Here is a 12,608-nt window from a genome sequence, read left to right as displayed (position 1 = left end):
CTTCTGAAAGCGGGAGTGGCCAGCAGCGGCGCTAGCGCGGCGCCAGGACTGCGCCGCCCACCGCTGGATACAGCACGATCACCGGGGCGATGTGAGGCAGCACGTCCAGCACCGATTCGGGCTCGTCGATAGGCAGGGTGCCAGCCACGCGCAGTTGCGCAAGCTTGCGGTCGTCGATCCGCAACGGATTACGCAGGTAGCGGTTCAGCTCCGCCACCACCTGTGCCAGCGGCGTATCGCGGAACACGAGCCGGCCGCGCTGCCAGGCCGTGACCGCCGCCACGTTTTCCTGGTGCGGCGCATCCAGGGGCCCGCCGGGCGCGTAGCGCGCGGCGTAGCCTGCCGTCAGGTGGCGTGTGGTCCTGTTCCACCATGCGCCAGCGGAGAACGCCACGCTGCCCTCGTCCACCGCCAGCGCCACGGCATCGCCCTCGCGCCGCACATTGAAACGCGTACCCGTTACCCGCACCTGTGCCGCCCCTGCATTCACCGTAAAGGGCCGCGCCGCGTCCGGACTGACCGTGAACAACGCCTCGCCCGCCAGCAGTTCGACCTCGCGCCGGTCCGCGTACAGCGCCACCTGCAATTGCGTGTCGGTGTTCAGCTCCACCAGGGAGCCATCGGGCAGGGCCACGCGCTTGCGCTCGCCCCGCGCGGTCGCCAGCGATTGCGAGAAATCGGGCGACGGCGACCACAGCCGCGGGGCAATCACACCGGCAGCAAGCGTCAAGGCACAGGCCGCCGACAGCCCTGCGGCGAACCTGCGGCGGCCCGGCCGGGCGGGCGCCTCGTCGGACCGCGCCAGGATCTCGCGCATCTCGTCTTGCGGCAAGCTATCCGCGACACGCCACACGGCCTGCATCGCGCGGTACTGGCGCGCGTGTTCCGGGTCCGCCGCCAGCCACGCGTCGAGCGCCCGACGTTCTGCCCCATCCAGCGCGCCCAGTCGCTCGCGCGCGAACCAGTGCGCCGCCTGGTCGCGCGGCGTCGCAGGCGTGCGGGAGGCGTCCGCGCGGGAATCAGTGCGGGGCATGATCTTGCAACCGGTCATGGATATGGGTCAGCGCGCGCTTCATGTGTTTTTCGACCATGCTCTGCGTCAACCCGAGTTTCTCGGCGATTTCGGCCTGGGTGAAGCCTTCGAGCTTGTTCCACAAGAACACCTGCTGGCATTTGAGGGGCAGCTCGGCCAGCGCCGACTTTAGCGCATCGGCAAGCTGCGCCGCGCGTATCGAGGACTCCGGATCCGCCTGGACGGGATGCTCGGCATCCGACAATGCATCCAGGCTCAGCACCTCGCGCCGCGACTGGCGGCGGAACTCGCCATTCAGACGGTTCTGGCTGGCGCCATACAGGTAGGCCTTCGGGTCCAGCACGGCGGATTCGCCATTGCGCAGCATGTTGGCCACGACGTCCTGCGCGGCATCCTCCGCGTCGTGCCGGCTCGTGCTGCGCCGTGTCCACGTCCCGATCAGCTCGCGGTAATGCGCGAGCCAACCTTTTTCGGAGGGCGGTGGACGGGACATGGAGAGCAGCAGAAAATCGCAGGCGGAAAGGGTCGCATTATCAATCATGATTCTCATTACGACAAATGAGACCTCGACGCCCTTTGCCGTAAGCTCCTGCCCTCGCCTTCTCTCCGGCATACGCCATGACATTTTCGATCTACCGATTTGCGACCCGCGCCGTGACGATTCTGGCCGCGCTGGTGCTGCTGGCCGCCTTTGCCCTGGCCGCGATTGGCCTGATGACCGGCGCACGCCACGCGGACGTGGCCGTCGTGCTGGGCAACAAGGTTGAACCCGACGGCCAGCCTTCGCCGCGTCTGGCCGCGCGGCTGGACCGCGCCTACGACTGCTATGCCGCGTCGCAATGCCGCATTCTGTTCGTCAGCGGCGGCGTGGATCCGGCCGGCACGGACGAAGCCGCCGCCATGCGCGACTACCTGCTGGCGCGCGGCGTGCCCGCGGACCAAATCGTCGTCGACAGTGCGGGCGTGGACACGTGGGCCACCGCCCGTCACGCCAGCGCCTACATGCGCGAACACGGCTACACACGGGCCCTGGCCGTGACGCAGTATTTCCATGTGCCGCGCACGATGCTCGCGCTCAAGCGCCAGGGCGTGGCCGAGGTCAGCGGCGCTTATCCCGCATTTTTCGAAATGCGCGACCTCTATTCCGTTTTCCGTGAGCTGCCCGCCGTGGCGCTGTATATTTTCCGGCCGCTCTAAGGGCGAACCATCAGGGCGCATCCGCCCGCCTGATCCATCCAGGACTTCCCATCGTGCTGATCTTTCACAACCCCGTTCACAACAAACACAGCGGCCGCCACGAAATGTTCCGCGGCAAACTGGTGCCCTGCCATGAAACGCCGGCAAGGCTGGCGTTCGTGCTGGACGCGCTGCGCCAGCGCGGCATCGGCGAACTGCGCGTGCCCGGCAACCCGGACATGGATCTCATCAAACAGGTGCACACGCCGCGTTATGTGGATTTTCTGGCAAGCGCCTGGAACGAATGGGTGGCGCTGGATCCGGCCAATGCCGATATCGACGTGCTGCCGTCGATCTGGCCGGTGCGCGGATTTCGCCACGATATCGAGCCCACCAATTTCGCGGCGCGCGTGGGCCTGTTCTCATTCGATAGCGGCTGTCCGCTGACGGCCGGCACCTGGGAGGCAGCCACCGCGGGCGCCGCCTGCGCCATCGACGCCGCGCGCGCCGTATCCGCAGGCCAGGGCCCGCGCGCGGCGATGGCGTTGACCCGGCCGCCCGGCCATCACGCCGGCCCGGACTTCTTTGGCGGCTACTGCTTCCTGAACAACGCGGCCCTGGCGGCGCAGGCGCTGCGCGACGCGGGGGCACAACGCGTCGCGGTCCTGGACGTGGATTATCACCATGGCAACGGCACACAAAGCATCTTCTACAACCGTGGCGACGTGTTCACCGTGTCGGTCCACGGCGATCCGACCACCGAGTATCCGTTCTATCTGGGCTATGCAGACGAGCGCGGCGAAGGCGCGGGCCAGGGCTGCAACCTGAACCTGCCGCTGCCCGCCGGCAGCGACTTCGCGGCCTGGACGGCCGCCTTGCAGCAGGGGATAGACGCCGTGCGCGCGTTCAAGGCCGACGCGCTGGTCGTCGCGCTGGGCGTGGACACCTACGAAGGCGATCCGATTTCGAAGTTCAAGCTGAAAAGCGCCGACTATCTGCAGGTCGGTCAGATGCTGGCTGGGCTGGGGCTGCCCGTGGTGTTCACGATGGAGGGCGGCTATGCGGTCGCGGACGTGGGTGTCAACGTGGCGAATGTGCTGGAAGGGTACCGGGGCTGAACCGTCTGAAAGGTGTCTGACACCCTATGCACACCGCGGCAAACCCAAGACCGTCTCCCCAGGGTGTCAGACACCGCCGCAAAACCGCGGCACCCATTCAATCGCGCGTCTCAAGCACCTTGTTGATCCGCAGCGCCAGCAGCGTGCACGCCACGCCCGACAGCAGGTACACGCTGACCGCCACCAGCCCGAATCGCGCGGACAGGCCCAGTGCCACCACCGGCGCGAAGGCCGCCCCGACCAGCCATGCCATATCGGACGTCAGCGCCGCGCCGGTATAGCGGAACCGGCGCGTGAAGTTGGCGGTGACCGTGCCCGACGCCTGGCCGTAGGACAGTCCCAGCAGCGCGAAGCCGATCAGAATGAACGCGTCCTGCGCCTTCGGCCCGCCGCCCAGCAGCCAGGGCGACACCACCGCAAACACGCCGATCAGCATGGCCAGCAGCCCCAGCGTCGTGCGCCGGCCGATGCGGTCGGCCAGCCAGCCGGAGGCGATCGTGCCCAGGATGCCGATCACCGATCCAATGATCTGCACGATCAGCACATCCGAAATCTGTTGCGTGCCGCTGACAGCGATCCACGACAGCGGGAAAACGGTGACGAGGTGAAACAGCGCATAGCTGGCCAAAGCGGCGAAGGCGCCGATGAAGAGGTTGTAGCCTTGCTGGCTGACGATCTCGCGGATGCTGATGGGTTCAAGTTCGCCTTCTTCAAGCAGCTGCGTGTATTCCTCGGTCACGACCAGCCGCAGCCGCGCAAACAGCGCGACCACGTTGATGGCAAACGCCACGAAGAACGGATAGCGCCAGCCCCACTCCAGAAAGTCCGACTGCGTGAGCGTCACGTGCAGATAAAGAAAAAGCGCGCTGGCCACCATGAACCCGACCGGCGCGCCCAGCTGTCCCATCATCGAATACCAGCCGCGGCGATTGGGCGGCGCATTCAGCGCCAGCAGCGATGGCAGGCCGTCCCACGATCCGCCGAACGCCAGCCCCTGCAGGCAGCGGAACACGGCAAGCAAGGTGATCGCATGCACGCCGATGGATTCATAGCCCGGCAGAAACGCCATGCCCACGGTCGCGGTGCCCAATACGAACAAGGCAACGGTCAGCTTGGTGGCGCGGCCCCATCGGCGCTGAATCGCCATCGACACGGCCGTGCCGATGGGACGCATGATGAAGGCAAAGGAGAAGATGACGAAGGCCCAGAGCGTGCCTTCCAGCGGCGCTTCGAAGGGAAAGAACACCTTCGGAAAAACCAGAACGCAGGCGATGCCGAATACGAAGAAGTCGAAGTATTCCGAGGCGCGTCCCACCACCACGCCCACGGCGATCTCACCAGGCGCCACCTTGGCGTGGCTGGTCCCGCCGCTGATCGCCCCAGGTCCGGAAACGGGAGAGGGATGACCAGGATATTGCGTGGTGGTCGACATGGATTCGCTCGCAAAAAAAGGATCTGAATACGCCTTGTCTACGATCTTGCAACACACCTGCATGACAGTACGCGCATCATGCCGCACGCCGCAAGCCTTACGGCCCAGGACGGCTCCGCATGCGCGGCCGTGCATACTTTTGCTCTTTTTACCCTAGATTTTTCGCGGCTTCCAGCGTAGTGTTTCGTTTACTTCGCACGGTTACGTTTCGGGGTATGACTATGTCGTCCTTCGCAAGGCTTCGCGGATTGATCCTGTTTGCCGCCCTGCCGCTGCTCGCCGGGTGCAATGCGGTCTTGCTCTCGCCGTCGGGCGACGTGGCCGTGCAACAACGCAACCTGATCATCATCTCCACCGGCCTGATGCTCATCATCATCGTGCCGGTGATCATCCTGACCTTGCTGTTCGCATGGCGCTATCGCGCCAGCAACAAGGACGCCGCCTACGATCCCGACTGGAACCACTCCACCATGCTGGAGCTTCTGATCTGGGCCGCGCCGCTGCTCATCATCATCGCGCTCGGCGCGCTTACGTGGGTCAGCACCCACCAGCTCGATCCCTACCGCCCGCTGGCGCGCCTGTCCGAAGGCCGCGAGGTGCCGCCCAACACCAAGCCGCTGGTGGTCGAAGTGGTGGCGCTGGACTGGAAATGGCTGTTCCTCTATCCCGAGCAAGGCGTGGCGGCGGTGAACGAAATGGCCGCTCCGGTGGATCGTCCCATCCAGTTCAAGATCACCTCGTCGTCGGTGATGAATTCGTTCTTCGTGCCCGCGTTGGCCGGCCAGATCTACGCGATGCCCGGCATGCAGACCACGCTGCACGCGGTCATCAATCACCCCGGCGAATACGAGGGCCTGTCCGCCAACTACAGCGGCTCGGGGTTTTCCGGCATGCGCTTTCGCTTCCATGGCCTGGACCAGAAAGGCTTTGACGACTGGGTCGCGCAGGCGCGCAAGTCGCAAGCCACGCTGGACCGCGCGGCGTACCTGAAACTGGAACAACCCAGCGAGCGCAACCCGGTGCAGCTTTACGCCACCGTTGCGCCGGGCCTGTTCGACGCCATCGTGAACCGATGCGTCGAGCCCAACCGCATGTGCATGCGCGACGCGATGGCGATCGACTCGCAAGGCGGCGCCGGCATTCCGGGCGCGCATAACCTGACCACCCTGGATCACCAGACGCGCGAGCGCCTGGGGCTCACGGACACGCCGCCGCGCAAGTACGTGGGCGCCATGTGCACGGCCACCGAAGGATTGCTGCTGTAGCGCGGCAGGTTTTTCAGCTCGGCACGTGCGCCATGTAAACGCGGTCTTTTTGCTGGAATCGAGATGCCTGATCAACCTGACCTCACCAAGCTGATCTTCGGCCGTCTGACCTGGGACGCCATTCCTTACCACGAGCCCATCCTGCTGGTCACGTTCTTCGTGGTGGCGATCGTCGGCATCGTCGTGCTGGGCTCCGTCACTTACTACAAGAAGTGGGGATATCTGTGGCACGAATGGTTCACCAGCATCGATCACAAGAAGATCGGCATCATGTACGTGATCCTGGGCATCGTGATGCTGCTGCGGGGCTTTGCCGACGCCATCATGATGCGGGCGCAGCAGGCCGTGGCCTTTGGCGATTCCACCGGCTATCTGCCGCCGCACCATTACGACCAGATCTTCACGGCGCACGGCGTCATCATGATCTTCTTCGTGGCGATGCCGCTGGTCACGGGGTTGATGAACTTCATCGTGCCGCTGCAGATTGGGGCGCGAGACGTCGCGTTTCCGTTCCTGAACAACTTCAGTTTCTGGATGACCGCCGGCGGCGTGATCCTGGTGATGATGTCGCTGTTCGTCGGGGAATTTGCCCGCACCGGCTGGCTGGCGTATCCGCCGTTATCAGGGATACTGCACAGTCCCGACGTAGGCGTGGACTATTACATATGGGCCTTGCAGATAGCGGGCGTGGGCACGTTGCTATCCGGGGTGAACTTGCTGGTCACCATCGTGAAGATGCGCGCGCCCGGCATGAAGATGATGCGCATGCCCATCTTCACGTGGACGGCGCTGTGTACCAACGTGCTGATCGTGGCGGCCTTTCCGGTGCTGACGGCGGTGCTTGCCCTGCTGTCCATGGACCGCTATGTCGGCACCAATTTCTTCACCGCGGACTTTGGCGGCAACGCCATGATGTACGTGAACCTGATCTGGATCTGGGGCCACCCCGAGGTCTACATCCTGATCCTGCCGGCGTTCGGCATCTTCTCCGAGGTGGTGTCCACCTATTGCCGCAAGCGTCTCTTCGGCTATGCGTCCATGGTGTACGCCACGGTCGTGATCACCGTGCTGTCGTACCTGGTGTGGCTGCACCACTTCTTCACCATGGGGTCCGGCGCCAGCGTGAACTCGTTCTTCGGGATCACGACAATGATCATCTCGATCCCGACCGGCGCCAAGATCTTCAACTGGCTGTTCACCATGTATCGCGGGCGCATCCGCTTCGAAGTGCCGATGCTGTGGACGCTCGGGTTCATGGTCACGTTCGTGATCGGCGGCATGACGGGCGTGCTGCTGGCCGTGCCGCCCGCCGACTTCGCGCTTCACAACAGCCTGTTCCTGATCGCGCACTTTCACAACGTGATCATCGGCGGCGTGCTGTTCGGGCTGATGGCCGGTATCACCTACTGGTTCCCCAAGGCGTTCGGCTACAAGCTTGATCCGTTCTGGGGCAAGTGCTCGTTCTGGTTCTGGCTGGTGGGCTTTTACGTGGCCTTCATGCCTCTTTACGTGCTGGGCCTGATGGGCGTGACGCGCCGCGTGAACCACTTCGAGGACATGTCGCTGCAGATCTGGTTCCAGATCGCGGCCTTTGGCGCGCTGCTGATCGCGTGCGGCATCGCCAGCTTCATCATCCAGCTCGTGGTCAGCTACCGCCGCCGCGACCAGCTGCGCGACACCACTGGCGATCCGTGGGATGGCCGCACGCTCGAATGGTCCACGTCGTCGCCCCCGCCCGTGTACAACTTTGCGTTCACGCCGCGGGTGCATGACCTGGACGCCTGGTGGCAGATGAAGCAGCACGGCTACCAGCGTCCGCAGCAGGGCTTCATTCCGATTCACATGCCGAAGAACACGTGGGCGGGCATCGTGCTGGCCGGGATCAGCGTGGTGCTGGGCTTTGCGCTGATCTGGCACATGTGGCCGCTGGTGGTGCTGGCGTTTGCCGCGCTGATCCTGGTGTCGATCATCCATACCTTCAACTACAAGCGCGACTACTACGTGCCGGCCGAACAGGTCGTCGCCACGGAAGACGCCCGCACAAGGCTGCTAGCGCAACATGTCTGATACCCTCGCCCACCCCATGCCCGGCGGCGCCGCGCCGGCCCAGGAACCGGTCTTTTACGTTCCTGGCGAACACCATCCCAAGAACGGCACGCTGCTCGGGTTCTGGATCTACCTGATGAGCGACTGCCTCATCTTCGCGTGCCTGTTCGCGGTCTACGGCGTGCTGGGCCGCAGCTTCGCGGCCGGGCCGTCCGGCGCGGACCTGTTCGACCTGCCGCTGGTGGCGGTGAACACGACGCTGCTGCTGCTGTCGTCCATCACGTACGGCTTTGCCATGCTGGAGATGCGGCGCAACCGCATCGGCGCCACGCAACTGTGGCTGGCGGTCACCGGCATCCTGGGCCTGGGCTTTCTGTCGCTGGAAATCTACGAATTCTGGCACCTGATCCACCAGGGCGCGGGCCCGCAGCGCAGCGCCTTCCTGTCGGCTTTCTTCACGCTGGTCGGCACGCACGGGCTGCACGTCACCTTCGGGATCGTCTGGCTGGTGACGATGATGCTGCAGGTCCGCCTGCACGGCCTGATCCCGGAAAACCGCCGCCGCCTGATGTGCCTTTCGATGTTCTGGCACTTCCTGGACCTGATCTGGGTTGGCGTGTTCACCTTTGTGTACCTGATGGGAGTGCTGCCATGACGTCGCACATGGATAACCTGGCCGACACCGGCCACGGCGGCCATCATGGCCACGATCATCACGATGGCCACCATGACGATGACGACGCCGCCGCCCACGGCACCTTCAAGAGCTACATGACCGGATTCGTGCTGGCGGCCATCCTGACGGCGATCCCGTTCTGGCTGGTGATGGACCGGGTCATCGACAGCTCGCGCGTCACGGGCCTGGTGATCCTGGCGTTCGCCGTCGTGCAGATCGTGGTGCACATCGTCTACTTCCTGCACATGGACACCAAGTCCGAAAGCGGCTGGAACATGTTGGCGTTAATATTCACGCTGGTGCTGGTCGTCATTACGCTCAGCGGATCCATCTGGATCATGTATCACTTGAACTCCAACATGATGCCCATGTCCCCGCATGACATGCGCAAGATGCCCTGATGGCAGCAGTCAAAGACATTTCTTCACGCGACACCTCCCGACATCCGCGCAGCAAGGCAACCCTGGTCATCCTGGGGTTGCTGGCTGTCGCCCTCTTTGCCGGGCTTTGCGCCCTGGGCACCTGGCAGGTGCACCGGCTGGCCTGGAAGCGCGCCCTGATCGCGCAGGTGGATCAGCGGGCCCACGCGCCCGCCACGCCCGCCCCCGGCAAAAGCGAATGGGCGCAATTGACCCAGGACAACGCGGAATACCGCCACGTCACCGCCGCCGGCACGTACCACTTCGACAAGCAGACGCTGGTGCAGGCCGCGACCGAACTGGGCAGCGGCTATTGGGTTATGACCCCGCTGCAGCTGGCGGACGGCGGCACCGTGCTGGTCAATCGCGGCTTCGTGCTGCCGGCATGGCGCAAGGACCCGGCCAATGCCGCCCGGCCCGCCGCCCCGGGCCAGGTGACGGGCCTGCTGCGCATGGGCGAGCCGGCCAGCGGCTTTCTGCGCAACAACGACCCGGCCGCCAACCTCTGGTACTCACGCGATCTGCCCGGCATCGCGGCGGCGCGCGGGTTGACCGACGTGGCGCCCTACTTCATCGATGCGGATGCGGCGTCCAGCCCCGGCAAGGATCCCGCGCGGGAACCGGTAGGCGGCCTGACGATGCTCAACTTTCCGAACAACCATCTGACGTACGCCATCACCTGGTATGCGCTGGCGCTGATGGTGATCGTGGGCGTGGTGATCTTCGTGCGCGAGGAAAAGCGCGCGCGCCGGCAGGCCTGAACCTCATGCGGTAAAAATAACGGCGCCCTTTCGGGCGCCGTTTCGCTTGGGCGGCCGGCTCACGCCGGCGGCATCAGCAGGCCGGCCAGCGAATGCTGCCCGGATCGGGGCACACCCACGATCCCTGCAGCCGCGCCCGGATCTGGGCCAAGCTCTGTTCGACCAGCAGCTCGCCGTCGCGGAACACCGGCACCAGCGCCCCGCCCGCCGCCTGCTCGGGCGTCTGCTGATCGTGCAGCACGTAGCCGCTTGGCGTCTCTTCCACGCGCAGCAGTCCCTTGGCGGACTTCTTCACGCCGGAGTCGGTGACCGGGTCCTTGACCAGTTCCTGCGGTTCGCCGTTGACTTCGGCGTATGTGGCCTTCAGCGCCCAGCCGAAGGTGTCGCGCGTCAGGTACTGATAGGTGTATGACCCGATGCCCAGCACCACGTTGCCCGAGGCAAAGCCCTTGCGCTCCAGCCGCACCAGGATGTCGCGCGCCCGGGTTAGCGTGATGGAGTCGCCGTAGATCAGGCCGACGTGCGGATCCAGCAGCTTGTAGCCGCGCTCGGTCTCTACCCCGCCAAAGGTGTCCCACAGGCATTGCACGGCGCCCTTCACCTCGGCGGCGCGAAGGGCTTGCCGCGCGCTGGCGTCTTCACCCAGCAGCCAGTAGTTGCCGGTGGCCGCATCGCGCACGGCCTCAAAGCCCGCGGCTTGCGCCGCTTGTAAGGCAGCGCGGTCGTCTACGCCCGGCACATCGGTGCAGAAGTAGCCGGTCAGGATCTTCACGGGATCGCCCGAGTCCGGGCGGAACACGACCTTGGCGTTGCCCAGCGCATCGGGCTCGCGGCTCATGATCTCGGACTTGAGCGCCGCGGCAAAATCCGTGACCACCTGCCAGAAGTCCCAGGTGTCCGACACCACGGACACGATGCCCGCCGGATAGACCTGCTTGACCAGGCGGCGGATGGTCTCGATCTCGCCTTCCTTGCTGCCCAGGCACATCACGGAGTGTTCAGTTGCCGGCACCGAGCCGCCGACGAGTTCCCGATCTGAATCCGCGAGGTAGAGGTCTTCAAGGTAATCGATGGCCGGGATCGTGTCGGTGCCGGTGAAGGACAACAGGTGGCCCGCGCCGCACTTGCGCGCGTCGTACAGGCCGGCCATGCCGCGCATCGAAAAGTCGTGGCCCTGCCAGTCCACGAACGCCATCGGGCTGCCGGTCACCTGCGCGAAGTAGGTCAGCAGCTTGCGGTATTCGAAGGCGATGGTCGCGACCGTGGACGGCTTCCAGGATTCGCAGCTGAACAGGGTTTCGATGTAGGTCACCAGCCAGGCGAATTCCGGCTGGGTGTTGACGAAGGTGACGGGCGGCACGCGGATGTCCACGCGGGCGCCTTCGGGCACCGAGCGGATTTCCAGCGGCAGGTAGCCCAGGTCGTGCAGCGCCTGCAGGTGGTCCACCGTGACCGCGCCCTTGCCCAGCGCGTTGTCCACGCGGCGCTGGTACTGGCGCACCGCCGTCGCGGCCGGCTTGCCGAAGAACTCGCGGTTGAAAAGACCGATCAGGATTTCCTTGATGAAGCCCTGCAGGCCGAACCAGACGATCTTCTCGTCGAACAGTTCGGGCAGCACCGGCGCCAGGCGCGCGGAACGCGGCGTGAAGTTGGCAAGGATCTTGTTGGTGCCCTTGGGGTACTGGAACGGGTGGCCGGTCTTGTAGAAATCCGCCTGCAGAAAGGGATTCAGGCCGTTCTTGAGCGCGGGGGCCAGGGTGTCGGGGGCATTCATGGCGTTTTCCTTCTAGGCTGCTTCGTTGACCAGGACGGCTGCGGCGGCGCCCGGCACAGGGGCGTCTTCGGTGCGAGTCCAGTCGTAGGCGGTGAAAATCTCGGCGTAGTTGGCCTTCAGTTCGGTCAGACCCTTGCTGAAGATGCCGTGCGTGACATACAGGTAAAGCGGCTGGCGGGTCTTGCCGCGCAGGGCGGCGGCCAGTTCCAGGAACGTGCGGCCCCCGTCGCAGATGTCGTCGACCACCAGCACCGGCTGGGCCGGGATATCGTCGGGCACGCGAGTTTCAGTAATGCGGCCGGTCTGCGGATCGCGGACCTTTTCCGCGTAGCGCACATCCGCCACGCCCAGCGTCTTGGCCAGCGCCTGCACCCGCTTGCGGGCGCCGGCGTCCGGCGCCATCAGCGTGACACCCTGCGCAAAGGCCGGGGCGGCCAGCGCCTTTTTCAAGTAGGCGGCGGCATCGACGACCCGCACCCGCGCAAGCAGCGCGGGCGTGACGTCGCTGTGGGGTTCGACGATGGTGACGGTGGCGTACTGCTGGTCGTTGATCAGCTTGCAGAACACCGCGGCGCCCAGCGCCTCGCCCGGGTTGCACACGCGGTCCTGGCGGGCATACGGCACGTAGGGCATGTCCAGGTGCACCGGCACGGCGGGGTTCAGGCGGCGCAGGGCATCGGTCAACAGCAACAACTGCATCACGTCGGCGGCCGACTTCAACAAGGCATGGATGCGAAGTTCGCGGGCGGCGTCCGCCTGCTCGCGCAACCCTGCCGGAATGGTGACCTGCATTTCGCCGCCCGGAAACCGGAACGCTGCCGGCGTATCGGTCAGGCGTTGTCCTTCAATGACCGCAGTGATGGTGAACATGATCGTCCCTTAGTGGCATTTCAAAACTAAGTGACGCC

At 65.0% G+C, this 12,608-nt stretch carries 12 protein-coding genes; 7 read left to right on the top strand and 5 right to left on the bottom strand.

Annotated elements, in window-relative coordinates:
* Positions 1-31 precede the first annotated feature (31 nt).
* On the bottom strand, positions 32-1,033 hold the full coding sequence (locus ASD87_RS21170; RefSeq protein WP_235512782.1) for a FecR family protein: 1,002 nt from the start codon (positions 1,031-1,033) through the stop codon (positions 32-34).
* Positions 1,020-1,574, bottom strand: coding sequence for a sigma-70 family RNA polymerase sigma factor (locus ASD87_RS21165; RefSeq protein ID WP_235512781.1), 555 nt, complete (start codon positions 1,572-1,574; stop codon positions 1,020-1,022). Before ASD87_RS21165 ends, ASD87_RS21170 begins: the two co-directional genes overlap by 14 nt.
* A gap of 77 nt (positions 1,575-1,651) precedes the next feature.
* On the opposite strand from ASD87_RS21165, the gene ASD87_RS21160 reads away from it, so the two are divergent.
* Both ASD87_RS21160 and ASD87_RS21155 read left to right on the top strand, forming a co-directional pair.
* Positions 1,652-2,230, top strand: coding sequence for a YdcF family protein (locus ASD87_RS21160; protein WP_056326208.1), 579 nt, complete (start codon positions 1,652-1,654; stop codon positions 2,228-2,230).
* Positions 2,231-2,283: 53 nt separating this feature from the next.
* A complete protein-coding gene (locus ASD87_RS21155; RefSeq protein WP_056326205.1) occupies positions 2,284-3,327 on the top strand; it encodes a histone deacetylase family protein in 1,044 nt (347 codons plus the stop codon).
* A gap of 97 nt (positions 3,328-3,424) precedes the next feature.
* Here ASD87_RS21155 and ASD87_RS21150 read toward each other — a convergent pair whose 3' ends face one another.
* Positions 3,425-4,759: an MFS transporter gene (locus ASD87_RS21150; protein ID WP_056326974.1), complete on the bottom strand. Its 1,335-nt coding sequence runs from the start codon at positions 4,757-4,759 to the stop codon at positions 3,425-3,427.
* Positions 4,760-4,980: 221 nt separating this feature from the next.
* Between ASD87_RS21150 and cyoA the strand changes: the two genes are divergently transcribed.
* The 5 genes from cyoA (at position 4,981) to ASD87_RS21125 (ending at position 9,926) form a co-directional block, all read left to right on the top strand.
* Positions 4,981-6,024, top strand: a complete 1,044-nt coding sequence (cyoA, locus tag ASD87_RS21145) for a ubiquinol oxidase subunit II (protein ID WP_056326203.1) — start codon at positions 4,981-4,983, stop codon at positions 6,022-6,024.
* Between the two features lie 63 nt (positions 6,025-6,087).
* Positions 6,088-8,091 carry a cytochrome o ubiquinol oxidase subunit I gene (cyoB, locus tag ASD87_RS21140; RefSeq protein ID WP_056326200.1) on the top strand — a complete coding sequence of 668 codons (2,004 nt, stop codon included), beginning with the start codon at positions 6,088-6,090 and terminating at the stop codon, positions 8,089-8,091.
* A complete protein-coding gene (cyoC, locus tag ASD87_RS21135; protein ID WP_056326198.1) occupies positions 8,084-8,725 on the top strand; it encodes a cytochrome o ubiquinol oxidase subunit III in 642 nt (213 codons plus the stop codon). Before cyoB ends, cyoC begins: the two co-directional genes overlap by 8 nt.
* Positions 8,722-9,147, top strand: coding sequence for a cytochrome o ubiquinol oxidase subunit IV (cyoD, locus tag ASD87_RS21130; protein ID WP_369818574.1), 426 nt, complete (start codon positions 8,722-8,724; stop codon positions 9,145-9,147). The genes cyoC and cyoD overlap by 4 nt, the downstream gene beginning before the upstream one ends.
* The gene (locus ASD87_RS21125; protein WP_056326195.1) at positions 9,147-9,926 is read left to right on the top strand and encodes an SURF1 family protein; all 780 of its coding nucleotides are present in this window, start codon (positions 9,147-9,149) and stop codon (positions 9,924-9,926) included. The genes cyoD and ASD87_RS21125 overlap by 1 nt, the downstream gene beginning before the upstream one ends.
* 73 nt (positions 9,927-9,999) lie before the next feature.
* Here ASD87_RS21125 and ASD87_RS21120 read toward each other — a convergent pair whose 3' ends face one another.
* On the bottom strand, positions 10,000-11,700 hold the full coding sequence (locus ASD87_RS21120; RefSeq protein WP_056326193.1) for a nicotinate phosphoribosyltransferase: 1,701 nt from the start codon (positions 11,698-11,700) through the stop codon (positions 10,000-10,002).
* A gap of 12 nt (positions 11,701-11,712) precedes the next feature.
* Positions 11,713-12,570: a ribose-phosphate diphosphokinase gene (gene prs / locus ASD87_RS21115; RefSeq protein WP_056326190.1), complete on the bottom strand. Its 858-nt coding sequence runs from the start codon at positions 12,568-12,570 to the stop codon at positions 11,713-11,715.
* Between the last annotated feature and the right edge of the window lie 38 nt (positions 12,571-12,608).

The organism is Achromobacter sp. Root170 (assembly GCF_001428165.1).
Taxonomy (GTDB): Bacteria; Pseudomonadota; Gammaproteobacteria; order Burkholderiales; family Burkholderiaceae_B; genus Achromobacter; species Achromobacter mucicolens.
Note: the sequence above shows the minus strand (reverse complement) of the source record. Positions and strands in the feature narration are given on the sequence as shown.

Bases quoted from the DNA above. Each gene is read 5' to 3' on its own strand.
- cyoA (WP_056326203.1), top strand. From the start codon at position 4,981: ATGTCGTCCTTCGCAAGGCTTCGCGGATTGATCCTGTTTGCCGCCCTG.
- cyoB (WP_056326200.1), top strand. From the start codon at position 6,088: ATGCCTGATCAACCTGACCTCACCAAGCTGATCTTCGGCCGTCTGACC.
- cyoD (WP_369818574.1), top strand. From the start codon at position 8,722: ATGACGTCGCACATGGATAACCTGGCCGACACCGGCCACGGCGGCCAT.
- ASD87_RS21160 (WP_056326208.1), top strand. From the start codon at position 1,652: ATGACATTTTCGATCTACCGATTTGCGACCCGCGCCGTGACGATTCTG.
- ASD87_RS21165 (WP_235512781.1), bottom strand. From the start codon at position 1,574: ATGATTGATAATGCGACCCTTTCCGCCTGCGATTTTCTGCTGCTCTCC.
- ASD87_RS21170 (WP_235512782.1), bottom strand. From the start codon at position 1,033: ATGCCCCGCACTGATTCCCGCGCGGACGCCTCCCGCACGCCTGCGACG.
- prs (WP_056326190.1), bottom strand. From the start codon at position 12,570: ATGTTCACCATCACTGCGGTCATTGAAGGACAACGCCTGACCGATACG.
- ASD87_RS21150 (WP_056326974.1), bottom strand. From the start codon at position 4,759: ATGTCGACCACCACGCAATATCCTGGTCATCCCTCTCCCGTTTCCGGA.
- ASD87_RS21125 (WP_056326195.1), top strand. From the start codon at position 9,147: ATGGCAGCAGTCAAAGACATTTCTTCACGCGACACCTCCCGACATCCG.
- ASD87_RS21120 (WP_056326193.1), bottom strand. From the start codon at position 11,700: ATGAATGCCCCCGACACCCTGGCCCCCGCGCTCAAGAACGGCCTGAAT.
- cyoC (WP_056326198.1), top strand. From the start codon at position 8,084: ATGTCTGATACCCTCGCCCACCCCATGCCCGGCGGCGCCGCGCCGGCC.